Genomic DNA, 22,659 nt, shown 5'->3' with positions numbered 1-22,659 from the left:
GCGCAAAAACATTCCGCTATTGACGGCAAAGAATGTCGTATTGCCTCACACACAAAAATTTACGGAGATTCCATGAACGCGCGCGTCCCCGCCGATGCCCTTTTTCCTCCCGCGCTGTCGGACTATCAGCTCAGCGACAACCTGAGCGCGACCAGAGGACGAATCTTCCTCACGGGCACGCAGGCGCTCGTGCGCCTCGTCCTGATGCAGCGCGAACTCGACCGCGCGGCGCAACTGAACACCGCCGGGTTCATCAGCGGCTATCGCGGCTCGCCGCTCGGCATGGTCGATCAGCAACTGTGGAAAGCGAAAAAACTCCTCGCTTCGCACGATGTACGCTTTCTGCCCGCGATCAACGAGGAACTGGGCGGCACTGCCGTGCTCGGCACGCAGCGCGTGGAATCGGATCCGGAACGCACCGTCGATGGCGTGTTCGCGATGTGGTACGGCAAGGGTCCGGGCGTCGACCGCGCGGGCGATGCGCTCAAGCACGGCAACGCGTACGGCTCGTCGCCGCACGGCGGCGTGCTCGTCGTCGCGGGCGATGACCACGGCTGCGTGTCGTCGTCGATGCCGCATCAGAGCGACCAGACGATGATCTCGTGGCACATGCCGGTGGTGAATCCGTCGAACGTGGCGGACATGCTGGAGTTCGGCCTCTACGGCTGGGCGCTGTCGCGCTTTTCGGGCGCGTGGATCGGCTTCAAGGCGATTTCGGAGACGGTCGAATCAGGATCGACCGTCGATCTCGACGCCATCCGCACCGGCTGGACCGCGCCCGGCGACTTCACGCCGCCGCAAGGCGGACTGCACAACCGCTGGCCCGATCTGCCGAGTCTGACGATCGAAGCGCGCCTCGCCGCGAAGATCGACGCCGTGCGCCACTTCGCGCGCGCGAACAGCATCGACAAGTGGATCGCGCCGAGTCCGCGCGCGAATGTCGGCATCGTGACGTGCGGCAAGGCGCATCTCGATCTGATGGAAGCGCTGCGCCGCCTCGATCTCACCGTCGACGATCTCGATGCCGCCGGCGTGCGCATCTACAAAGTCGGGCTGTCGTATCCGCTGGAAACGACGCGGCTCGAAACGTTCGTCGAAGGTCTTTCCGAAGTGCTCGTGATCGAAGAGAAAGGACCGGTGATCGAGCAGCAGATCAAGGATCACCTCTATAACCGCGTCGATGGCGCGCGGCCGGTAGTTGTCGGCAAGAACGCGCGCGACGGCGCGCAACTGCTTTCCGCGCTCGGTGAACTGCGTCCGTCGCGCGTGCTGCCGGTGTTCGCGGACTGGCTCGCGCGTCACAAGCCCGCGCTCGATCGCCGCGACCGCGTGGTCGATCTCGTCGCGCCGCACATCCTCTCCAATGTCGCCGATGCCGTGAAGCGCACGCCGTACTTCTGCTCCGGCTGTCCGCACAATACGTCGACGAAAGTGCCGGAAGGATCGGTGGCGCAGGCGGGCATCGGCTGTCACTTCATGGCGTCGTGGATGGAGCGCGACACGACCGGGCTCATCCAGATGGGCGGCGAAGGCGTCGACTGGGCGTCGCACTCGATGTTCACGAAGACCCCGCACGTTTTCCAGAATCTCGGCGACGGCACGTACTTCCATTCCGGCATCCTCGCGATCCGCCAGGCCGTCGCGGCGAAAGCGAACATCACGTACAAGATTCTCTACAACGACGCCGTCGCGATGACTGGCGGCCAGCCCGTCGACGGCAGCATTTCCGTGCCGCAGATCGCGCGGCAGGTCGAGGCGGAAGGCATCGCGTTACTGGTCGTCGTGAGTGACGAGCCGGAGAAGTACATCGGCCACGAAGACCAGTTTCCGCGCGGCACGACGTTCCATCATCGTGGCGAACTCGACGGCGTGCAGCGCCGTCTGCGCGACACGCCGGGCGTCACCGTGCTCATCTACGATCAGACCTGCGCCGCCGAAAAGCGCCGCCGCCGCAAGAAAGGCGAATTCCCCGATCCGGACAAGCGTCTTTTCATCAACGAAGCCGTGTGCGAAGGCTGCGGCGATTGCGGCGTGCAGTCGAATTGTCTGTCGGTCGAGCCGGTCGAGACGGAACTCGGACGCAAGCGCCGTATCGATCAGTCGTCGTGCAACAAGGATTATTCGTGCGTGAACGGCTTCTGCCCGAGCTTCGTTACGGTCGAAGGCGCCAAGCTGAAGAAAGCCGAAGGCCACGCGTTCGATCCCGCCGAACTCGCGCGCCGCGTCGATGCGCTCGCGCTGCCGCAAGGTCAGCTCGACCACGCGCCGTACGACATTCTGGTGACGGGCGTCGGCGGCACGGGCGTCGTGACGGTCGGCGCGCTCATCAGCATGGCGGCGCATCTGGAAGGCAAGAGCGCGTCGGTGCTCGATTTCATGGGCTTCGCGCAGAAAGGCGGCTCGGTGCTGTCGTTCGTGCGCTTCGCCGCGACCGATGCGCTGCTCAACCAGGTGCGCATCGACACGCAACAGGCCGACTTGCTGCTCGCGTGCGATATGGTCGTCGGCGCGAGTCCGGAAGCGTTGCAGACGGTGCGGCACGATCGCACGAAGATCGTCGTGAACACGCACGCGATTCCGAACGCGACTTTCGTGCAGAACCCGGAAGCGAACCTTCACGCCGATGCCTTGCTCGACAAGATGCGCCACGCCGCCGGTCCCGATGCGCGCGACGCGATGCGCAGTTGCGACGCGCAGGCGCTCGCGCAGCGTTTTCTCGGCGATACCATCGGCGCGAACATTCTCATGCTGGGCTTCGCGTGGCAACTCGGCCTCGTGCCGCTGTCGCTCGCGGCGCTGATGCGCGCCATCGAGCTGAACAATGTCGCGGTCGCGGCCAACAAGCTGGCATTCTCGATCGGCCGTCTCGCGGCGGCGGACATGAACGCGCTCGAATCGCTGACGGCTTTGGCGCAGGAGAAACGTTCGGTGATGGCGGAGATGTCGCTTGCGGAACTCATCGGCGATCGCGAAACGCGCTTGCTCGCGTATGGCGGCGCAAAGTTTGTGAAGCGATATCGGGCGCTGCTTGCGAAGGCGTCGTCGAATGAGGATGTGAAGCGCGCCATCGCGATCTCGTTCTACAAGCTGCTCGCCGTGAAGGACGAATACGAAGTCGCGCGCCTGCATTCGGACCCGGCGTTTCGCGCCGCGCTCGGCGCGCAGTTCGAAGGCACGGCCGGCGAAAGCTATACGGTGAAGTTCAACTTCGCGCCGCCGGCTCTGTCGCACGGCGCGCCGAAGAAGAAAGTGTTCGGCCAGTGGATGTGGCCCGTGCTTGGCGGCCTCGCGAAGTTTCGCGCGCTGCGCGGCACCGCGCTCGATGTCTTCGGCAGAACGCTCGAACGCCGCATGGAACGCCAGCTCGCCGACGACTTCGAGATCACGATGACGCGCGCGCTGTCTCGCATGGATGCCGGCAACGCGAAGGACGTTCAGGCGCTCGCCGCGCTATTCGAGAAGGTGCGCGGCTACGGGCACGTGAAGCTCTCGAACGTCGCGATGGTCAAGCGCAGCGAACGCGACGTCGCGGCGCGCATCGGCATCGAAGCGGCGACGGGCGATGCGGTCCGCGACGCCATCGGCACGGTCAAGGGGCTGAAGTCGATCCCGATCGTCGTCGCGAAATGATCAGTCGGTATCGTCGGGCAGCCAGTCGATGTCGCCGCACAGCACGCAGCGCTTGCCCTGCGAGCGCGTCTCCACGGAGAGCGTGACGCACGGCATCGCCTCGTTGATCGATAGATACGGCTTCGTCACATGCACGCGCTCGGGGTCGCCGAGCGCCGCGCGGAAATACGGACGGCGCAGCCAGTTGGCGCCTTGTGCGTCGATGAGCGGCAGAAAGCGCGCCTCGTGCGCGGCGCGATCGGCGCGCAGCACGACATTGCGGCCCGCCTGCCGGCCGTTCTGGTCGAGCAGGAAGCAGCGCGCGGCGTTATCCAGCGCGAGAAAATTCCAGCACACTTCTTCGAGCGGCTCGCCCGCCGCCAGCCGCTCGGCCGCACGCTCGAACGCGCGGATATACGGCTGAAGGCGCGTGGCGACGCGCCGCTCGCGCACTTCGATCTGCATGCGATAACGCTCGGTCAATTCACCGATCACGTTCTGCGCGTGTACGCCATCCGCGAGACCCGGATGCGGCCGAGCAAAGAAAAAGCCCTGCACGAAGTCCGCGCCGCTCGCGAGCGCGAGTTGCGCTTCGTGCTCGGTCTCGACGCCTTCGATCAGCACGAGCTTGCCCGCCTCGTGCAACAGCGACACGATGCCCGACAGCACCGCCTCCATGTTCTGCCGCTGCTTGAGCGAGCGCGCGGACAGCGGCGCGTGAACGTTGTGTCCGGCGTGCGAGAGCATCACGCGATCGAGCTTGACGATATCGGGATCGAGTTGCCAGATTCGCTCGATATTCGTGTGCCCCGCGCCGAAATCGTCGAGCGCGATGAGAAAGCCGTGATCGCGGAACTGCTGCACCGCGAGCGCGAGCCGCTCGATGTCTTCGGCGCTTTGCTCCAGCACTTCGAGCACGACACGGCGCGGCTCGAGATTCAGACGCCGCAGATTCGCGAGCAGCGCGGCCGCGTGATATGGCTCGGTGAGCGCGCCCGGATGGACGTTGAGAAAGAGCCATTCGTCGCGCGCGCCGAGCATCTTGAAGTTTTCCAGATGCAGCGCTTGCGCGAGCCGGTCGATCTGCAACGCCTCGCCGACACGCGATGCCTGTCCGAAGACGTCGAGCGGCGACACCGGGCGATCGAGCGCATCGTGGGCGCGCAACAAGCCTTCGTAGCCGACCGCGCGCATGTGCGACAGGCTGAATACCGGCTGAAAGACGCTCGATAACGTCAACCCGCCGTGCTCGACCGAATAGCGGTCGAATCCCGAGGTCACGCCGAGCTCGAAGCTGCGCGCGGAAACCGTCGTCTTCTCGGGGTTTGCGATCACCATGCCGCTGCCTCCACCCGAACGTCCCGGCGAAACGCGGTAGACCGCGTGATGCCCCATACCATTTTCATAAGAACCGCCCTCGATGATCTCGTCGGGAGCCGCTTCATCCCGTGGCTTTCGATAAAGCAAGCTCCATGCGCAGAGCGCGACGCGGCCAGCGGGACTTTTGCGTCTCCGATGCACCGCTGTAAGACGATTTCAGGTGCACACGCACCGGCACGGTGCAAAAGCATGGCAGCGCGTTTGCTGCCCGCGCCGCGAGCACGGGCTAAACTTTCGGCTCATCGAAACAATGCTAGACGGGCGTGCGTGCTTTTGTCCGCGTGCGCGGCGCGCCGTCGTGCTGTAGCGCACACATGGAAATCGTTTTTACCGTCCTCATTCTTCTGCTGGCCGTTGCGCTTTCGGGATTCGGCTTGAGCCTGCTTCCGGTGAAGCTGCCGCTGCCGCTCATCCAGATCGCGATTGGCGCGTGCCTCGCGTGGCCGGGCTTCGCGCTGCACGTCACTTTCGATCCCGACCTTTTCATGCTGCTGTTCATTCCGCCGCTGCTGTTTGCGGACGGCTGGCGCATTCCGAAGCGCGAGCTCTACATGCAGCGCCGCGCGATTCTGATGCTGGCGCTCGGGCTCGTATTCATCACGGTCGGCGTGCTCGGCTACTTCCTGCACGCGATGATTCCGACGATGCCGCTGCCCATCGCCTTCGCGCTCGCCGCCGTGCTTTCGCCGACCGATGCCGTCGCGCTGACGGGCATCGCCGGACGCAACCGGATTCCCGCGAACCTGATGCACATTCTCGAAGGCGAAGCGTTGATGAACGACGCGTCGGGCCTTGTCGCGCTGAAGTTCGCGATCGCGGCCGCGCTGACGGGCGTGTTCTCGCTGCGCGACGCGACGATCAGCTTCTTCGTCATCGCGGCGGGCGGCCTTGCGATCGGCGCGGCGATCAGTTGGGCCGTCACCGAGATTCCGTCGCGCCTGCTGAAGTTTTCCGACGACGACGATCCCGCCGCGGGCGTGATCCTCACGATCCTGATTCCGTTCGCGTCGTATGTGATGGCCGAGCATGTGGGCTGCTCGGGCATTCTGGCGGCGGTGTCGGCGGGGATGATGATGAACATCCAGAGCCTGCGGGAAGGCATTCCGAGCGCGGTGCGCGTGCGCATGACGAGCACGTGGACGATGATCGAATTCGTCTTCAACGGCATGGTGTTCATCCTGCTCGGGCTGCAGTTTCCGCACATTCTCGGGCAGGCGCTGATCGAGGCGCATCACGATGGCAATGCGCAGGTCGGGCTTCTGATCGGCTATGTGATGGCGACGCTGGTCGCGCTCTACGCGTTGCGTTTCGTGTGGGTGTTTTCGCTGCGCTGGGTCGCGGCGCGCAAGACGGCGAAGCGCGGTCTCGACAGCGCCGCGCCCGGTTTCCGCACGCTCGCGCTGACGACGATCGGCGGCGTGCGCGGCGCGGTGACGCTCGCGGGCGTGCTGTCGTTGCCGGTGACGCTGACTGGCCGCGACCTGGCGATTTTCATTGCGTCGGCGGTGATTCTGGTGTCGCTGTTGATCGCGGTCGTCGGCTTGCCGCTGATGCTGCGCGGCATCGAGCGCGAGAAGAATCCGCACGCGGCGGAGGAGCGCATGGCGCGTCGGCGCGCGGCGCAGGCGGCGATCCGCGCGATCGACGATACGCACGACGAGCTCATCGAACAGATGGATGAAGCCGCGTCAGCACGTTGTGCCGATTCGACGGCGCGCGTGATGGGCATGTATCGCAGACGGCTGGAGTCGCTCGGCGACGACGAAGCGCCGCGCAAGGCGGCGAAGAAGAGCGAGATGGTCGAGACGCGGCTGAAGATGGCGGCGTTGCGGGCGGAACGGGCTGAGTTGCTGCGGTTGCGGTCGTTGCAGCATATCAACGATGAGACGCTCAATAAGCTGATGCGCGAGGTCGATCTTTCGGAGACTGCGATTGTTAATCGGAAGCGGGGGGGTGCAGGGTAAGGGTCTAGGTCTTATTTCGCCGGCTCCCGATTCCGCGCCGGTTCATAAGCATTGCCCTGTGCGGGGCTGCGCTAACGAACCGACAGGAAAACGGGATCCGGCAACAATTAAAAACCCAAACCCCTCAAACCACCCCCGCCCCCCGCCGCCGCAGCAACGCATAGAAAATAATCGCCCCGAACGTAGCCGTCCCGATCCCGCCGAGCGCGAAACCCCCGAGCTTCAGCGTGAAATCCCCGGTCCCGAGCACGAGCGTCACCGCCGCAACGATCAGGTTCCGGTTATCCGAAAAGTTCACCTTGTTGACGACCCAGATCCGCGCGCCCGTTACCGCGATCAGCCCGAACACGACGATCGACACACCGCCCAGCACCGGCCCCGGGATCGTCTGAATCAGCGCGCCAAACTTCGGCGAGAAGCCCAGCACAATCGCGAACAAGGCCGCAATCACGAACACCAGCGTCGAATAAATCTTCGTGACGGCCATCACGCCGATGTTCTCCGCATACGTCGTCACGCCGGTGCCACCCGCAAAGCCGGAAGCGATCGTCGCGAGCCCGTCGCCGATGAACGCGCGCCCGATGTACTTGTCGAGGCTCTTGCCGGTCATCGCGCCGACAGCCTTGATGTGTCCGAGATTCTCAGCGACCAGAATGATCGCGACCGGCGCGATCAGCGTCATCGCCGGGGCCTCGAAAACGGGCGCGGTGAAGTGCGGCATGCCGAACCAGGCGGCGTTCGCGACGATCGAAAAATCGATTGGCTTGCCCATGCCCATGCCGTTGGTCAGCACCGCGTAAATGATGTACGCGATCGCAAGGCCAATCAAAATCAGAAGGCGCTGCGCCATGCCGCGCGCGAACACCGCGACGCCGCCCACGCACAGCACCGTGACGAGCGCCATCCACGATTCGAAGCTGCTGCCCATCACGCCCTTCACGGCGATCGGCGCGAGATTCAGGCCGATCACGCAGACGATCGCGCCCGTGACAACCGGCGGCATCAGCGCTTCGATCCACTTCGTGCCGACCGCCGCGACGATCAATCCGATGATCGTATAAGCCACACCGCACGCGATGATCCCGCCGAGCGCCACCGCGATGTTCATGTTCGGGCCGTGGCCGCCGTATCCCGTGACCGCGATCACGAGGCCGATGAACGCAAAGCTCGACCCGAGATAACTCGGCACACGCCCGCCGACCAGCACGAAGAACAGCAACGTGCCAATGCCCGACATGAAGATGCACAGATTGGGATCGAAGCCCATCAGAAGCGGCGCGAGCACGGTCGAGCCGAACATCGCGACGACGTGCTGAACGCCCATCGCGATCATCTGCGGCCAGGCGAGGCGCTCGTCGGGCGCGACGACGCGGCCCTCCTGAGCGTCCGGCTGGACCGGCCAGCGCGGGAAGTAGGAATCGGACATCGGCGGGCTCCTTGTCGGCGGTGAGACGCCGTTCCGTACGGCGCTCGCGATCTGAAAAAAAACAGGCGCGAGTGTACGGAGCGGGCTCTCGGGTGGCAAGCGAGCCGATATTACGACCGTTTGACCGTCGTGTGCCTGCCACGCGTCAGGCTTTCTCCCGCCTTTTCCCCGCCGATCATTCGCCCTCAGACGCCGCGTTCGAGCTCGAACACCGCGACCGCGTGCTTCAGTTGCTCGGCCTGATCGGCCATCGCGCCCGCCGCGGCGGCAGCCTGCTCGACAAGCGCCGCGTTCTGCTGCGTCACCTCGTCCATCTGCGCGACCGCGCGATTCACCTGCTCGATGCCCGCACTCTGCTCGTGCGACGCCGACGAAATCTGCGCCATGATGTCCGTCACGCGCTGGACCGCGTGCGTGACCTCGGCCATCGTCGCGCCGGCGCGCTCGGCGAGCGCCGCACCGCTGTCCACGCGCGCCGTCGATGCCTCGATCAGCTCCTTGATCTCCTTCGCCGACATCGCGCTGCGCTGCGCGAGCGAGCGCACTTCGCCCGCGACCACCGCGAAGCCGCGCCCTTCCTCGCCCGCGCGCGCCGCTTCCACGGCGGCGTTGAGCGCCAGAATGTTCGTCTGGAACGCGATGCCCTCGATCACCGCAATGATGTCCGTCATGCGCTTGGAGCCCGACGCCAGTTCGCGCATGTTATCGACGACTTCGCCCACCAGTTCGCTGCCGCGCGCCGACACATCCGACGCGCCGCGCGCGAGTCCGCTCGCCTCGTCCGCATTGCTCGCGTTCTGTTTCACGGTCTGCGTGAGCTGCTCCATGCTCGACGCCGTTTCCTCCAGCGATGCCGCCTGCTCTTCCGTGCGCTGCGACAGATCGGTGTTGCCTTGCGCAATTTCGCGCGATGCATACAGGATCGAATCGCTCGAATGACGAATGCCGCCAACGATGTCCGCGAGCTTCGTGCTCATGTTGCCGAGGCTCGCGAGCATGCTGCTGTCGTCGCCGGGACGCGTGGCGACGCGCGTCGACAGATCGCCGCGCGCGATGCGGTCGGCGATGTCCGCCGCGTAACCCGGCTCGCCGCCGAGCTGCGACGAAAGACGCCGGCCGATCAGCACGGCGAGCAACGCGCCCGCGACCATCGCGCCGAAGACGAGCGCGAGCATCACGACGCGCATCGTTTCATATTCCGATGCGGCGTTCTTGCGCGCCTGCATTGCGCGCTGACGCTTGAAATCGGCGAGACGTTCCAGCGAATCGCGCGCCTTCTCGCTTGCGGCGATCGCGCGCGCGATCAAGCCCATCTGATCGACGTCGACGGGCATCGCTTTTCTGCCCATCTGCATCAGCACGATGTCTTCCCATGCCGCGACGGACTTGCTCGCCTCGTCGTAGAGGGTCTTGCCTTCGGCGGAAATCATCGTCGTGCGAGCGTGTTCGAACGCGCGATGCATGTTGTCGAGCGAACCCGACATGCCTTCTTTCAGCTTTTCCTTGCCCGCATCGTCGGCGAAAGTCAGGTTGGCGGCGGCGAGATCCGTGTTGAGCTTGTGCTTGTTCGCTTCCTCGATCCAGTAGAGACCGTCCATGTGACGATCGCTGATTTCCTCGATCAGGCCATTCATTTTCGCGAGTGAAACCACGCCGGTGGCACCCACGCACGCGGTGAACACGATCACCACCGCGAAGGACAGCAAGAGCTTGCTGAGCACGGACAGGCGGTCAAACCATTTCATCGATGTCTCCTCTGTCGCGCCCCGCAGACGACGCCCGCGGACGGCGCGGCGCAAACCGAGGTTCGCGCACAGAGTGGCTTTACGGCGCCCGCTTCATTTTTCTTGAGCGCGTATGAAGGGGATAACGCCTGCCGGATGGGCGTTGCAACTTCCGCGAAAGACATGCGAAAGCGCTGTCGAAAGAAATGGCCGATTGCTGCCTGACAGCAGACAAATTAAGCGGATTCCGAATTGGGAGTTTTCGTATATGGCGCTGAAGTCCCGCAACGTATGCTTCGTCCATGCGTGTTTGATTCAAGCGCATGTCGTTGCAACTCTCCGATTACCGCCCTTGGCACCCGGCTTGGGCGGTTTTTTTTTGGCTGCGCGCCGGGGTCGATCGCGTCCTACTGGCGCACCGGCTTTTTCGCCAGCTTTCTCTGCAGCGTGCGCCGATGCATATTGAGCGCGCGCGCCGTCGCCGAAATATTGCCGTTGTTCTCCGCCAGAGCGCGCTGAATGTGCTCCCATTCGAGCCGCGCGACGGACAGCAGCGTCGGATTCTCGATCGCTTCCTCGGCCGTCTGCTCGCTTGCCTGCTCATGCAGCGCGGCGAGAATCGACTCGACGTTAGCGGGTTTCGCCAGATAGTTGTCCGCGCCGTCCTTCACGGCTTGCACGGCAGTCGCGATGCTCGCGTAGCCGGTCAGCACGAGAATGCGGGCGTCCGGCTGCAGATCGCGCAGCGGCGCGACGAGGCGCAGGCCGGAATCGTTGCCTAGGTGGAGATCGACCGTGATCTGGCCGAACTTGTGCTGGTTGGCGAGTTTCAGCGCTTCGTCGGCGTCGTGGGCCTGATGCGGCGTGTAACCGCGCCTCGTGAGACCGCGAGCGAGAATGCCCGAAAAGACTTCATCGTCGTCGATGATCAGAAAGTTGGTATCGCTCATACTTTTTTCTCCGTAATGCCGCACGGTGCGCCTGCGTTCGAGTTCAGGCCGCGCCGCTTCGTTCAGTTCTCGCCGCGTGCGCCGGCGCCGCGACCGCGCCGCGATTCGGCAGGCGCAACACCGCGCACGTGCCGCGCGGCTGGCCGTCGATCAGCTCGATCGAGCCGGAAAGCCGCGCCGCCGCCGCGAACGCCAGATACAGCCCGACGCCGTGCCCGCCTTGCGTGCTGTCGACCGGGCCCGCGCCGAGCGTGGCGCGCAGCGCGTGCGGAATGCCCGGGCCGCGGTCGCACACATCGAATCGCACGTAATCCATTTCGTCGATGCTCTCCGCCGACGCCCGCAGCGTCACCGATTCGCTGCTCGCGCGCGCGGCGTTGTCGAGCAGAATCGTGAGGATCTGGCCGACGGCGACCGCATCGTCGATCGACGCATTCGCGGGCGTCCGGTCGATCTGCGCGAATTTCACCTGCGGATGCCGCAGACGCCATTGCTCGATGAAGCTCGACAGCCATTCGTCGAGCGGCTGCCGGCTCGACGGCCCCGTCGCGCGGCTGCGCAGGCGCGCGAGCGCGGACGTGCAAAGCGCCATCTGTTGTTCGAGCAGTTCGAAGTCGGCCGCGTAGGGCGCGAGGTTCTTGTCGTGCGCGGCGGAATCGCGCAATTCCTCCGACAGCATCGCGATGGTCGAAAGCGGCGTGCCCATCTCGTGCGCGACGGTCGCGGCCTGGACGCCGAGCGCGACCGCGCGTTCGTCGCGCAAATGACGCTGCTGGGCGTCGGCAAGCGCGGCGTCGCGCACGCGCAGCGCCCGCGACATGCGCGCGACGAACCAGCCGATCAGGCCCACGCTCACCATGAAGTTGACCCACAGGCCGGTGCGAAAATAATCGAACAGATTCGCCGGATTCTCGATATTGAGCGGCACGTAGTTGTAGCTGAGCAGCGCGTAACAGGTGACGGCGAAAAGCGCGAGGCAGGTCATCATCGTCCACGGCAGGACGGCGGCGGCGATCGCGAGCGACGGCAGATACAGCGTGACGAACGGATTGGTCGCGCCGCCGGAAAGAAAGAGCAGCGCGGAGAGCGCGCCCAGATCGACGAGCATCTGACCGAACAGTTCGAGATTGGTCTCCGGCCGCGCCCGCGCGACGCGCAGCCACGTGAGGCCGTTGAAGAGCATTTCGAGCGCGATGACGAGCAGCATCGCGGGCAGCGGAAGCTTCGCGCCGAAGAAGATCTGCACGACGGCGATGGTCGTCAACTGGCCGATGATCGCGAGCGAGCGAAGCCAGAAGAGATGACCGAGATTGACCCGTCCGGTGTTGGTTATGCGATGCATCTGGTTGAGTGTCCGGCGGCGTTGATACGCCTCATGCGGCATTATCCCGCTTGCATCGTCCTTGCAGCGGCATCTGGCGCGATTTGTCGCACCTCCGCGCACGCTGCTAGTCGGCGGAAGCGGCGTTCGCGATTCGCGCGGCGAGACACGCGGGGCAGAGACAGCGCATCCCGGCGCGCAGACGATCGGCCGGCAGCGCGGGCAATGTCGCGCACCAGCACGAAGGATCGCCGGCCAGCGCGCCGCAGCGAAACGCCGCGCCGCATCGGGCACACACCTGCGCATCGGACGCGCGCCGCTCGTCCATTTCGGAAGATGGGTTCATCATCTTGTCATCAAGCGTCACGAACGATGATCTCATGCCGGCCGGCGCGCCGGAAAACGTGGCGCCGCCTCGGCGATTCGTCCTGCTGCGATGCGTCAGTCCTGTACAATTCGGCGTGTTTAAACGCTCCTCGCCTCATTTGCCGCCATGTCCGAGCAACCCGATCTCACGCAAATCGCGCCGACCCTGAAGGCTGAAATTCTGGCCGAGGCGCTGCCCTACATCCGTCAGTATCACGGCAAGACGGTCGTGATCAAATACGGCGGCAATGCCATGACCGAGGAGCGCCTGAAGCAAGGCTTCGCGCGCGACGTCATTCTGCTGAAGCTCGTCGGCATCAATCCGGTCATCGTGCACGGCGGCGGCCCGCAGATCGATCAGGCGCTGAAGAAGATCGGCAAGCAAGGCACGTTCATTCAAGGCATGCGCGTCACCGACGAAGAGACGATGGAAGTCGTCGAATGGGTGCTCGGCGGCGAAGTGCAGCAGGACATCGTTACGCTGATCAATCACTTCGGCGGCCACGCGGTCGGTTTGACCGGCAAGGACGGCGGCCTCATCCACGCGCGCAAGCTGCTGATGCCGGATCGCGATAATCCGGGCCAGTTCATCGACATCGGCCAGGTCGGCGAAGTCGAGGCGATCAATCCGGCGGTCGTGAAGGCGCTACAGGACGATGCGTTCATTCCGGTCATTTCGCCGATCGGCTTCGGCGAAGACGGCCTCTCGTACAACATCAACGCGGACCTCGTCGCGGGCAAGCTCGCCGTGGTGCTGAACGCCGAAAAGCTCGTCATGATGACGAACATTCCCGGCGTGATGGACAAGGAAGGCAATCTGCTGACCGACCTCTCCGCGCGCGAGATCGATGCCCTGTTCGCGGACGGCACCATCTCCGGCGGCATGCTGCCGAAGATTTCCTCCGCGCTCGATGCCGCGAAGAGCGGCGTGCGCTCGGTACACATCATCGATGGCCGTATCGAACATTCGGTGCTGCTCGAAATTCTGACCGAGCAGCCGTTCGGCACGATGATCCGCTCGCATTGAGCTTCTTTCCCTGCTAAAGACGCCCGCCTCCGCGCGGGCGTTTTCACGACTAGAGCGCACGATGACAGCGCAACGCATGCCTCGCCGACGCCGCGTCAAGACGCGCGGCCCCGTCTGGCTCTTCGATCTCGACAACACGTTGCATCACGCGTCGCACGCCGTGTTTCCAGCCATCAATCGCGGGATGACGCAATACATCATGGATCGCCTGAAGGTGGACATCGACGAGGCGAACCGGCTGCGCGTCGGCTACACGGTGCGTTACGGCGCGACGCTGCTCGGGCTCGTGCGGCATCACGGCATCGATCCCGCCGACTTCCTGCGCGAAGTGCACACGTTTCCCGATCTGCCGTCGATGCTGCGCGCCGAACGCGGCCTCACGCGCATGTTGCGCGCGCTGCCGGGGCGCAAGATCGTGCTCACCAATGCGCCGACGCTATACGCGAAGACGGTGCTCGCGGAGCTGGGCATCGCCAGGCTGTTCGAGCGCGTGATCGCGATCGAGGACATGCGCCGCGGCAATCACTGGCGCGCCAAGCCCGACGCGCCGATGCTGCGCCACGCGATGCGCCGCGCGCACGTGCGGATGGAGGACGCGATTCTCGTCGAGGATACGCACGGGCATCTGAAGTCGTATCGGCGGCTGGGGATTCGCACGGTGTGGATCGTCGGACATCTGCCGATGACGAAAACGTCGAGCGGCGGCATCTCGATCCGCAAGCCGGGCTCGGGCCGGCCGCACTACGTGGATCGCACGGTGCGCTCGCTGCGCGCGCTGACGCAGTCGCGCCGGTTGCCGCTACATCCGAAATAAACGGCGCGCGAGAATGTCTTCGAGGTCCGAGCGCGCATCGACGACGAGATGCACGTAGATCGTATCTTCATCGACCTTGTAGATGATGCGGTTCGTGCCGCTCGCCACTTCGTAATAGCCCGACATGCGAAAGTCGACGAGTTCCGGCGGCGTCGCGCCGTTGCGCGGCGCGGCTTCGATCTCGGCGATGGTGTCGGCGATCTTGCTGCGCGTCGCGGCCCACGCGGTGCCGCCGAACTTGTTGATGACGTAGCGGCGGAAATCGCGCAAATCCTGGCACACCGGATCGAGAAAGACGGTCTTCACTTGACGCCTTCCTCGCGATCCATGCGCTCGATCTCGGCAAAGACATCGCTCGCGCTCACGCAGTGACCGGCTTCGATGGTCTTCTGCCCCATCGCGAGAATCTTCAGCAGCGCGAGCGTCTGATGCAGGTCTTCGTACGACTGCACGTCCTGCACGACCACTTTGCCTTCGCCGTTCTGCGTGATGAGCATCGGCTCGCGGCTCTCGACGACATTGCGGATCATCTCGGCGGCGCGGCTCTTCAAATGGCTCAGCGGTCTGACCCGGCTCGGTTTCATGTCCGCTTCCTGGCGTAACGAAACGATTAGTCACTATAGACGCAAACGCGGATCGCTTCCAAGGCGGTGCAGATGGCGTCATTATTGGCGGCGTTATGACGTTTTCCGCTATACTTCACCGCTAACGAGATTTCTCGAACATGAACAGCGCGCCGATTTGCTGACTCGATTGCGGGCGCGCGAACCTCAGTGATCATTCACGGGCGTTCACTATAAATGCGGCTAAAGAGGTCGTCAGCCGCGCCCTTCTTTCAGGCAGCGCATCGCCGACACCGTTTAGCCGCTTGGTCAAAGGCGGAATGAATGGAATCGATCGGCATCGTCACTCCCCAAACACTGCGCTTCACCGAGCCGCTCCGCATGCAGAACGGCTCGTCGCTCGGCGATTACGAACTCGTCGTCGAGACCTATGGCGAACTGAATGCCGCGCGCTCGAACGCCGTGCTCGTGTGTCATGCGCTGAACGCATCGCATCACGTCGCGGGCATCCACGCCGATAACCCGAAGGACGTCGGCTGGTGGGACAACATGGTCGGGCCCGGCAAGCCGCTCGACACGAACCGCTTCTTCGTCATCGGCGTCAACAATCTCGGCTCGTGTTTCGGTTCGACCGGACCGATGAGCATCGACGGCGCAACCGGCAAACCGTATGGCGCGAGCTTCCCCGTCGTCACGGTCGAGGACTGGGTCAACGCGCAGGCGCGTCTCGCGGACCGCTTCGGCATCGAGCGCTTCGCGGCGGTGATGGGCGGCAGCCTCGGCGGCATGCAGGCGCTCGCGTGGAGCATGATGTATCCGGAGCGGCTCGCGCACTGCATCGTCGTGGCATCGACGCCGAAGCTGTCCGCGCAGAACATCGCGTTCAACGAAACAGCGCGCTCGGCCATCCTCTCCGATCCCGACTTTCACGGCGGCGATTACTACGCGCACGGCGTGAAGCCGCGCCGCGGATTGCGCGTGGCGCGCATGATCGGCCATATCACGTATCTGTCCGACGACGACATGGCCGTGAAGTTCGGCCGCGCGCTGCGCCGTGCCGAAGGCGCGCTCGACGCGTACAACTTCAACTTCGACGTCGAGTTCGAAGTGGAGTCGTATCTGCGCTATCAGGCCGACAAGTTCGCCGAATACTTCGATGCAAACACGTATCTGCTCATCACGCGCGCGCTCGATTATTTCGATCCCGCGAAAGCCTTCGACGGCGATCTCACGATGGCGCTCGCCAATACATCGGCGAAATATCTGATCACCAGTTTCACGACCGACTGGCGTTTCGCGCCCGCGCGCTCGCGCGAAATCGTGAAGGCGCTGCTCGACAACAAGCGCACGGTGAGCTACGCGGAGATCGACGCGCCGCACGGCCACGACGCCTTCCTGCTCGACGACGCGCGCTATCACAACCTCATGCGCGCCTACTACGAACGCATTGCCACGGAGATCGGCGCATGAACCAGCACACTCTCGATTCGCTCGCGCTGCGCTCGGACTTTCGCGCCATCGCACGCTGGGTCGAACCGCGCTCGACGGTGCTCGACCTCGGCTGCGGCGACGGCTCGCTCTTGTCGCTTCTTGGCGAAGAGCTGGAAGTGAAGGGCTACGGCATCGAAATCAACGACGCCGGCGTGCTCGCGTGCGCGCAAAAGGGCGTGAACGTGATCCAGCAGAATCTCGAAGACGGCCTGCGCCTCTTCGAAGACGACAGTTTCGACTTCGCGGTCCTGTCGCAGACGCTGCAGACGATTCACCAGACCGCCGCCATCCTGCGCGAGACCGTGCGCGTCGGGCGGCAGTGCATCGTGTCGTTTCCGAATTTCGGGTACTGGCAGCATCGGCTTTCGGTGATTCAGGGGCGCATGCCGGTGTCGAAATCGCTGCCTTATCAATGGCACAACACGCCGAACGTGCGCGTGCTCACGATCAAGGACTTCGAGGCGCTCGCGCCGGAAGTGGGCATCGAGATTCTGGATCGCGTGGTGCTGCACGGCGGGCAGTCGGTCCGTTGGGGCGCGAACTGGCGTGGTAGTCTTGCGGTCTATCGCGTGAAGCGCCGGTAACATCGACCGGCGGGCTCACGCATCGACAACTGCACGCTACACGACATGCCCGACAAGCCACACGAGGCGCCCGCTCTAACCGCACACCAAGATCATCCCGGATGGCGCGCGTTTCTCAACACGCGCATCCTCATTTGCGTCTTTCTCGGCTTCACATCCGGATTGCCGCTTTTCACGCTCTACAGCCTCTTGCAGGCGTGGCTCACGACCGCGCACATCAACGTGAAGGAGATCGGCCTCTTCGCGCTGATCGGACTTCCGTACACGTGGAAGTTCGTCTGGTCGCCGCTGATGGACCGCTTCATTCCGCGCTTTCCCGGCTGGAGTCCCGGCCGGCGGCGCGGCTGGATGTTCGTCACGCAATTGCTCGTGATGATCGCGATCGGTTCCTTCGGCTTCTTCTCGCCGGAACGGAATCTCTGGGCCGTGGCCGCGATCGCCGCGCTCGTCGCGTTCTTCAGCGCGAGTCAGGACATCGTCATCGATGCCTATCGCCGCGAGCTCCTCGCCGATACCGAGCAAGGGCTCGGCAACGCGGTGCACGTCAATGCGTACAAGGTCGCTGGACTCGTGCCGGGTTCGCTGTCGCTGATTCTCGCGACCGTGCTGCCGTGGAAGACCGTGTTTCTCATCACTGCCGCGTTCATGCTGCCGGGTCTCATCATGACGCTCGTCGTCAGGGAACCGGACATTCACGGCGCGCCGCCGAAGAATCTGCGCGAGGCGATCGTCGAGCCGTTTCACGAGTTCGTCACGCGCGACGGCTGGCGCGCGGCGCTGCTCGTGCTCGGCTTCATCTTCCTGTACAAGCTCGGCGATACGATGGCGACCGCGCTCGCAACGAAATTCTTCATCGACATCGGGTTCTCGCTCGCGCAGATCGGCGTGATCGCGAAGGCGGTCGCGTTCTGGGCGAGCATCGCGGGCGGCCTGCTCGGCGGCATCGCGCTGGTGAAGATCGGCATTGCGCGCGGACTGTGGATCTTCGGCATTCTGCAAATCATCGCAACCCTGGGTTTCGCGTGGCTCGCGAAGATCGGGCCGTCGCCGGTTGCGCTCGCCGTGCTGTACGGCTTCGAAACCTTCGCGACCGGTCTCACGCTTGCCACCTTCACCGCCTACATCGCGAGCACGACCGACCCGCGCTACACCGCGACGCAATTCGCGCTTTTCACGAGCCTCGCCGCCGTGCCACGGACCTTCGCGGCGGCGGGCAGCGGCTACATCGTCAATGAAACGGGATGGTTTCCGTACTTCATGATCTGCGTCGCGTTGTCCATTCCGGGCATGTTACTGTTGCCCAAGATCGCTCCCTGGAGAACTCAACGATGACGGTCTCTTTCAGGCTTCGCGCCTTGGTTTGCGCGTTGACATGGGCGTCGCTCGCGCCTTTGTCAGCGTATGCCCAGGACGAAGAGAAGACGCCGCCGCCGTACTCCGCGCCGAACAATCAGATCCGCTTCGGCAACACCGCGCTGTTTCGCAATCTGATCGCGCCTGCGACGCTCGAAGCGCAGTCGGCGGAAGAATACGCGCAGGTCATCCACGATGCCGAGCGCAACAAGACGCTGCTTCCCGATAGCAATCCGCTCGTCAAGCGCGTGCGAGAGATCGCGAATCACGAGATTCCGTTCGCGCTCAAGTGGAACGATCGCGCGAAGAACTGGAAGTGGGACATCAACGTCGTCAAGTCGAACGACGAGCGCGTGGTGTGTCTGCCGGGCGGGAAGATCGTTGTGTATAGCGGGCTCGTCGACAAGTTGCATCTGAACGACAACGAAATCGGCATGATGCTCGGGCATGAGATCGCGCACGCGTTGCGCGAACATGCGCGCGAGCGGCTCGGCCGGCAGCAGGCGGCGCAGCTATCGTCGAACGGCATGCCGCAACTCTTCGGCTTTTCGAATTACGCATCGCAGCAGCCGGATATCGGCGATGAATTGCTGACGATGCGCTATTCCCCCGCCGACGAGACCGAAGCCGATGTCATCGGCAGCGAGATCGCCTCGCGCGCGGGCTACGATCCGCGCGCGGCGGTCACGTTGTGGAACAAGATCGATTCGGGCACGCGCCGCGCCGACGATGGCTTCATCTGGCTGCATCCGTACGGGCCGGATCGCCGGCAGGACTTGCTCAAACGCATGCCGGACATGATGCCGCTCTATGCGAAGGCGGTCGGCAAGACCATCGACCAGTTGCCGAATTACGCGGGGATGGGGCGGTTCAAGAAGAGCGGGCGGTGACTTACTTCTTCTTCGCGATCTTCCAGTCGTAATCAATCGTCAGCGGCGCGTGATCGCTGAACTTGATGTCGCGGAAAATCGAGGTCTTCTTCGCGGTCGCGGCGACTTCCTTCGTCGCGATCTGATAATCGATGCGCCACCCCACGTTCTTCGCATACGCCTGGCCGCGATTGCTCCACCACGTATATTGCTCGGGCCGCTGATCCAGCGTGCGGAAGACGTCGACATAACCGATGTCGTCGAAAAGCTTCGTCAGCCACGCGCGCTCTTCCGGCAGGCAACCCGAGTTCTTCTGATTGCTTTTCCAGTTCTTGATGTCGATTTCCTTATGCACGATGTTCACGTCGCCGCACAGGATGACTTCGCGTTCTTGCGAGAGCGCGTCGAGATGCGGCATGAACTCGTCCATGAAACGATACTTCGCCTGCTGACGCTCATCGCCGCTCGAACCCGACGGCACATACACGGACACAACCGACAACTTGCCGAAGCGCGCTTCCACGTAACGCCCCTCCGGATCGAACTCTTCCGAGCCGAAGCCGATGATCACGTCATCCGGCTCGTGACGCGTATAAAGCCCCGCGCCGCTATAGCCTTTCTTGACCGCGTGCTGAAAGTAGCCTTGGAAACCGTGCGGCGCGAGAAACTCCGGCGTCAGGTCGTCCTGCGAGCATTTGATTTCCTGCACGCACACGACATCGGATTTCTGCTCGCCGAACCAGTCGAAGAAACCTTTCTTGGCGGCCGAACGGATGCCGTTCAGATTGGCGGTGATCACGCGAAACATGTTCTTCCTTTTTTGATCTGGGTTATTCGACCTTCACGCCCTTGAGCGATTCCTTGGCCGGCGGAAATTCGAGCTTCATGTCCTGCATCGTGCGCAAAAGCAGCTCGGCGACCATCACGTTGCGATGTGTCTTCGAATTGCCCGGAATGATGTACCACGGCGCGTATTCCGTCGATGTCGCGCCGAGCGCGTCCGCATACGCCGCCTGATAGTCGTCCCACTGCTTGCGCGCTTCGAGATCGGAGACGTCGAACTTCCAGTGCTTCGTCGGATCGTCGATGCGCGCCTGCAAGCGTTCGCGCTGCTCGTCCTTCGAAATGTGCAGGAAGCATTTGACGATGGTCGTGCCGCTATCCGCGAGCAGCGACTCGAACTCGCGGATATGCCGGTAACGCCGCGCGCATTCGTCGGCATCGATCGACTTCAGCACGCGCGGCACGAGCACGTCTTCGTAGTGGCTGCGATTGAAGATCGCGAATTCGCCGGCCATCGGCGCCTGCGCGTGCACGCGCCACAGGAAGTCGTGCGCGGCCTCGCGCTCCGACGGCGCGCGAAACGGCACGATGCGCAGGCCGAGCGGATCGACATCGTGAAACACCGCGCGCACGGTGCCGTCCTTGCCGCTCGTGTCCATGCCTTGCAGCACGAGCAGCACACGCTGGCGACGCTGCGCGTGCAGCTTCTCCTGAAGGTCGTCGAGCTGCGCGCCGATCGCCGCGAGACGCTCGCGGTCGATGTCCTTCGTGCCGCTCGAAAACGGCTTCGAGGAAGGATCGACGGCGCTCAGGTCGAACGGTTTCGGCTTCTTGCCAGCGTCGAAGAAAGGGACGCGATAGTCGTCGAGTTCGGGTTTCTTTGCCATATTTTTCCCTTCACCAAAAAGAAAGGCCGTCGCCTAGCTTAACCGGCAACGGCCCTGTCTTTCACGCACCGAAACAATCAGCCGAGCTTCTTCTTCAAGAGCTCGTTTACCTGTTGCGGATTCGCCTTGCCCTTGGTCGCTTTCATGGCCTGGCCGATCAGCGCGTTGAACGCCTTCTCCTTGCCCGCGCGGAATTCGTCGACCGATTTCTGGTTCGCGGCGAGCACCTCGTCGATGATCGCTTCGAGCGCGCCGGTGTCGGAAATCTGCTTCAAACCCTTGGCGTCGATGATGCGGTCCGCGGCGGCATCGTCCGTTGCCTTCTCTTCCCAGATCGTCTGGAAGATGTCCTTCGCGATCTTGTTGGAGATGGTGCCGTCGGCGATGCGCTGAATGATGAGCGCGAGCTGCGCGGCCGATACCGGAGAATCCTCGATATCGAGCGATTCGCGATTCAGTTGCGCGGAGACGTCGCCCATGATCCAGTTCGCGGCAATCTTCGCTTGCGCCGCGCCCGCTTTCTGCACCAGCGCTTCGAAGTACGACGCCATCGCCTTCGACGACGTCAGCACGCCCGCGTCATACGGCGTGAGGCCGTAGGTATCGACGAAACGCTTCTGCATGTCCGCCGGCAGCGCGGGCATTTCGCCCTTCACGCGATCGATCCACGCTGCGTCGATCACGAGCGGCATCAAATCCGGATCCGGGAAATAGCGGTAATCGTGCGCGTCTTCCTTGCTGCGCATCGAGCGCGTTTCGCGCTTGTCCGGGTCATAAAGACGCGTTTCCTGAACCACCGTGCCGCCGTCTTCGATCAACTCGATTTGACGGCGCACTTCGTACTGAATGGCCTCTTCGAGGAAGCGGAACGAGTTCAGGTTCTTGATCTCGGCGCGCGTGCCGAATTCCTCCTGGCCGACCGGACGCACCGACACGTTCGCGTCGCAACGGAACGAGCCTTCCTGCATGTTGCCGTCGCAGATGCCGAGCCACACGACGAGGCCATGCAGCGCCTTTGCATACGCGACCGCTTCCGCCGCGCTGCGCATTTCCGGCTCCGTGACGATTTCGAGCAGCGGCGTGCCCGCGCGGTTCAGGTCGATGCCCGTCATGCCCGCAAAGTCTTCATGCAACGACTTGCCGGCGTCTTCTTCCAGATGCGCGCGCGTCAGGTTGATGGTCTTCTCGTAGGCTTCCTTGCCCGCCTTCTCGTTGGCCGGAATCTGAATCGTGATGGTGCCGCCCTGCACGACCGGAATCTCGTACTGGCTGATCTGATAGCCCTTTGGAAGATCCGGATAAAAGTAGTTCTTGCGCGCGAAGATGCTGCGCGGCGCGATATGCGCGCCGATAGACAAGCCGAAGCGAATGGCGCGCTCGACGGCGCCGCGGTTCATCACGGGCAACACGCCGGGCAACGCGAGATCGACGGGGCTCGCCTGCGAGTTCGGGCTTGCACCGAACTGCGTGGGCGCGCCCGAGAAAATCTTGGAGACGGTGGAAAGCTGCGTGTGCGTTTCCAGTCCGATGACGACTTCCCACTGCATG

General features: G+C 63.6%; 19 protein-coding genes. 8 read left to right on the top strand and 11 right to left on the bottom strand.

What is annotated here, in order from left to right; translation table 11 throughout:
* Positions 1–72 precede the first annotated feature (72 nt).
* A complete protein-coding gene (locus AWB77_RS01740) occupies positions 73–3,630 on the top strand; it encodes an indolepyruvate ferredoxin oxidoreductase family protein (RefSeq protein ID WP_061132656.1) in 3,558 nt (1,185 codons plus the stop codon).
* Here the strand turns inward: AWB77_RS01740 and AWB77_RS01735 are convergent, their stop codons facing one another.
* The gene (locus AWB77_RS01735; protein ID WP_061133115.1) at positions 3,631–4,947 is read right to left on the bottom strand and encodes an EAL domain-containing protein; all 1,317 of its coding nucleotides are present in this window, start codon (positions 4,945–4,947) and stop codon (positions 3,631–3,633) included. It lies immediately after the preceding gene.
* A gap of 356 nt (positions 4,948–5,303) precedes the next feature.
* Here AWB77_RS01735 and AWB77_RS01730 point away from each other — a divergent pair, with 356 nt between their 5' ends.
* Positions 5,304–6,953: a Na+/H+ antiporter gene (locus AWB77_RS01730; RefSeq protein ID WP_061132655.1), complete on the top strand. Its 1,650-nt coding sequence runs from the start codon at positions 5,304–5,306 to the stop codon at positions 6,951–6,953.
* Positions 6,954–7,077: 124 nt separating this feature from the next.
* Here AWB77_RS01730 and AWB77_RS01725 read toward each other — a convergent pair whose 3' ends face one another.
* The 5 genes from AWB77_RS01725 to AWB77_RS01705 all read right to left on the bottom strand — a co-directional run bounded on the left by AWB77_RS01725 (position 7,078) and on the right by AWB77_RS01705 (position 12,756).
* Complete coding sequence (locus AWB77_RS01725; RefSeq protein WP_061132654.1) at positions 7,078–8,379, bottom strand: solute carrier family 23 protein; 1,302 nt, start codon at positions 8,377–8,379, stop codon at positions 7,078–7,080.
* A 185-nt stretch (positions 8,380–8,564) separates the two neighbouring features.
* Positions 8,565–10,124, bottom strand: a complete 1,560-nt coding sequence (locus AWB77_RS01720) for a methyl-accepting chemotaxis protein (RefSeq protein WP_061132653.1) — start codon at positions 10,122–10,124, stop codon at positions 8,565–8,567.
* A gap of 386 nt (positions 10,125–10,510) precedes the next feature.
* Positions 10,511–11,053 carry a response regulator transcription factor gene (locus AWB77_RS01715; RefSeq protein WP_061132652.1) on the bottom strand — a complete coding sequence of 181 codons (543 nt, stop codon included), beginning with the start codon at positions 11,051–11,053 and terminating at the stop codon, positions 10,511–10,513.
* Positions 11,054–11,096: 43 nt separating this feature from the next.
* Positions 11,097–12,395 carry an ATP-binding protein gene (locus tag AWB77_RS01710; protein ID WP_061132651.1) on the bottom strand — a complete coding sequence of 433 codons (1,299 nt, stop codon included), beginning with the start codon at positions 12,393–12,395 and terminating at the stop codon, positions 11,097–11,099.
* Positions 12,396–12,501: 106 nt separating this feature from the next.
* Positions 12,502–12,756, bottom strand: a complete 255-nt coding sequence (locus AWB77_RS01705) for a cysteine-rich CWC family protein (protein WP_244158382.1) — start codon at positions 12,754–12,756, stop codon at positions 12,502–12,504.
* Between the two features lie 111 nt (positions 12,757–12,867).
* Between AWB77_RS01705 and argB the strand changes: the two genes are divergently transcribed.
* The gene (gene argB / locus AWB77_RS01700) at positions 12,868–13,767 is read left to right on the top strand and encodes an acetylglutamate kinase (protein WP_061132650.1); all 900 of its coding nucleotides are present in this window, start codon (positions 12,868–12,870) and stop codon (positions 13,765–13,767) included.
* A gap of 61 nt (positions 13,768–13,828) precedes the next feature.
* The gene (locus tag AWB77_RS01695; RefSeq protein ID WP_061132649.1) at positions 13,829–14,581 is read left to right on the top strand and encodes a pyrimidine 5'-nucleotidase; all 753 of its coding nucleotides are present in this window, start codon (positions 13,829–13,831) and stop codon (positions 14,579–14,581) included.
* On the opposite strand, the gene AWB77_RS01690 is transcribed toward AWB77_RS01695, so the two are convergent.
* Positions 14,567–14,887, bottom strand: a complete 321-nt coding sequence (locus AWB77_RS01690) for a type II toxin-antitoxin system RelE/ParE family toxin (RefSeq protein ID WP_061132648.1) — start codon at positions 14,885–14,887, stop codon at positions 14,567–14,569. The two genes, AWB77_RS01695 and AWB77_RS01690, sit on opposite strands and share 15 nt — an antisense overlap.
* Positions 14,884–15,165 (bottom strand): type II toxin-antitoxin system Phd/YefM family antitoxin, encoded by a 282-nt coding sequence (locus tag AWB77_RS01685; RefSeq protein ID WP_061132647.1) that lies wholly within the window; start codon positions 15,163–15,165, stop codon positions 14,884–14,886. The genes AWB77_RS01690 and AWB77_RS01685 overlap by 4 nt, the downstream gene beginning before the upstream one ends.
* Before the next feature lie 303 nt (positions 15,166–15,468).
* On the opposite strand from AWB77_RS01685, the gene metX reads away from it, so the two are divergent.
* The 4 genes from metX to AWB77_RS01665 are packed head-to-tail and all read left to right on the top strand — an operon-like array spanning position 15,469 to position 19,462.
* The gene (metX, locus tag AWB77_RS01680) at positions 15,469–16,614 is read left to right on the top strand and encodes a homoserine O-succinyltransferase MetX (protein ID WP_061132646.1); all 1,146 of its coding nucleotides are present in this window, start codon (positions 15,469–15,471) and stop codon (positions 16,612–16,614) included.
* Complete coding sequence (gene metW, locus AWB77_RS01675) at positions 16,611–17,219, top strand: methionine biosynthesis protein MetW (protein ID WP_061132645.1); 609 nt, start codon at positions 16,611–16,613, stop codon at positions 17,217–17,219. Before metX ends, metW begins: the two co-directional genes overlap by 4 nt.
* Positions 17,220–17,264: 45 nt before the next feature.
* Positions 17,265–18,551: an AmpG family muropeptide MFS transporter gene (locus tag AWB77_RS01670; RefSeq protein WP_061132644.1), complete on the top strand. Its 1,287-nt coding sequence runs from the start codon at positions 17,265–17,267 to the stop codon at positions 18,549–18,551.
* Positions 18,548–19,462, top strand: coding sequence for a M48 family metallopeptidase (locus AWB77_RS01665; RefSeq protein WP_061132643.1), 915 nt, complete (start codon positions 18,548–18,550; stop codon positions 19,460–19,462). The genes AWB77_RS01670 and AWB77_RS01665 overlap by 4 nt, the downstream gene beginning before the upstream one ends.
* Before the next feature lies 1 nt (position 19,463).
* Here AWB77_RS01665 and AWB77_RS01660 read toward each other — a convergent pair whose 3' ends face one another.
* From AWB77_RS01660 to gatB, 3 genes are all read right to left on the bottom strand, one after another.
* Positions 19,464–20,249 carry an exodeoxyribonuclease III gene (locus AWB77_RS01660; RefSeq protein ID WP_061132642.1) on the bottom strand — a complete coding sequence of 262 codons (786 nt, stop codon included), beginning with the start codon at positions 20,247–20,249 and terminating at the stop codon, positions 19,464–19,466.
* Between the two features lie 22 nt (positions 20,250–20,271).
* On the bottom strand, positions 20,272–21,111 hold the full coding sequence (locus tag AWB77_RS01655) for a PPK2 family polyphosphate kinase (protein ID WP_061132641.1): 840 nt from the start codon (positions 21,109–21,111) through the stop codon (positions 20,272–20,274).
* A 77-nt stretch (positions 21,112–21,188) separates the two neighbouring features.
* Positions 21,189–22,658 (bottom strand): Asp-tRNA(Asn)/Glu-tRNA(Gln) amidotransferase subunit GatB, encoded by a 1,470-nt coding sequence (gene gatB / locus AWB77_RS01650; RefSeq protein WP_061132640.1) that lies wholly within the window; start codon positions 22,656–22,658, stop codon positions 21,189–21,191.
* Position 22,659: the final 1 nt, after the last annotated feature.

The sequence above is a fragment of the Caballeronia fortuita genome, from assembly GCF_001544835.2.
GTDB lineage: Bacteria > Pseudomonadota > Gammaproteobacteria > Burkholderiales > Burkholderiaceae > Caballeronia > Caballeronia fortuita.
Note: the sequence above shows the minus strand (reverse complement) of the source record. Positions and strands in the feature narration are given on the sequence as shown.

What these genes read in the sequence shown, in the direction of transcription:
- AWB77_RS01740 (WP_061132656.1), top strand. Translation starts at nt 73, where the DNA reads ATGAACGCGCGCGTCCCCGCCGATGCCCTTTTTCCTCCCGCGCTGTCG.
- AWB77_RS01735 (WP_061133115.1), bottom strand. Translation starts at nt 4,947, where the DNA reads ATGGTGATCGCAAACCCCGAGAAGACGACGGTTTCCGCGCGCAGCTTC.
- AWB77_RS01730 (WP_061132655.1), top strand. Translation starts at nt 5,304, where the DNA reads ATGGAAATCGTTTTTACCGTCCTCATTCTTCTGCTGGCCGTTGCGCTT.
- AWB77_RS01725 (WP_061132654.1), bottom strand. Translation starts at nt 8,379, where the DNA reads ATGTCCGATTCCTACTTCCCGCGCTGGCCGGTCCAGCCGGACGCTCAG.
- AWB77_RS01720 (WP_061132653.1), bottom strand. Translation starts at nt 10,124, where the DNA reads ATGAAATGGTTTGACCGCCTGTCCGTGCTCAGCAAGCTCTTGCTGTCC.
- AWB77_RS01715 (WP_061132652.1), bottom strand. Translation starts at nt 11,053, where the DNA reads ATGAGCGATACCAACTTTCTGATCATCGACGACGATGAAGTCTTTTCG.
- AWB77_RS01710 (WP_061132651.1), bottom strand. Translation starts at nt 12,395, where the DNA reads ATGCATCGCATAACCAACACCGGACGGGTCAATCTCGGTCATCTCTTC.
- AWB77_RS01705 (WP_244158382.1), bottom strand. Translation starts at nt 12,756, where the DNA reads ATGAGATCATCGTTCGTGACGCTTGATGACAAGATGATGAACCCATCT.
- argB (WP_061132650.1), top strand. Translation starts at nt 12,868, where the DNA reads ATGTCCGAGCAACCCGATCTCACGCAAATCGCGCCGACCCTGAAGGCT.
- AWB77_RS01695 (WP_061132649.1), top strand. Translation starts at nt 13,829, where the DNA reads ATGACAGCGCAACGCATGCCTCGCCGACGCCGCGTCAAGACGCGCGGC.
- AWB77_RS01685 (WP_061132647.1), bottom strand. Translation starts at nt 15,165, where the DNA reads ATGAAACCGAGCCGGGTCAGACCGCTGAGCCATTTGAAGAGCCGCGCC.
- metX (WP_061132646.1), top strand. Translation starts at nt 15,469, where the DNA reads ATGGAATCGATCGGCATCGTCACTCCCCAAACACTGCGCTTCACCGAG.
- metW (WP_061132645.1), top strand. Translation starts at nt 16,611, where the DNA reads ATGAACCAGCACACTCTCGATTCGCTCGCGCTGCGCTCGGACTTTCGC.
- AWB77_RS01670 (WP_061132644.1), top strand. Translation starts at nt 17,265, where the DNA reads ATGCCCGACAAGCCACACGAGGCGCCCGCTCTAACCGCACACCAAGAT.
- AWB77_RS01665 (WP_061132643.1), top strand. Translation starts at nt 18,548, where the DNA reads ATGACGGTCTCTTTCAGGCTTCGCGCCTTGGTTTGCGCGTTGACATGG.
- AWB77_RS01660 (WP_061132642.1), bottom strand. Translation starts at nt 20,249, where the DNA reads ATGTTTCGCGTGATCACCGCCAATCTGAACGGCATCCGTTCGGCCGCC.
- AWB77_RS01655 (WP_061132641.1), bottom strand. Translation starts at nt 21,111, where the DNA reads ATGGCAAAGAAACCCGAACTCGACGACTATCGCGTCCCTTTCTTCGAC.
- gatB (WP_061132640.1), bottom strand. Translation starts at nt 22,658, where the DNA reads ATGCAGTGGGAAGTCGTCATCGGACTGGAAACGCACACGCAGCTTTCC.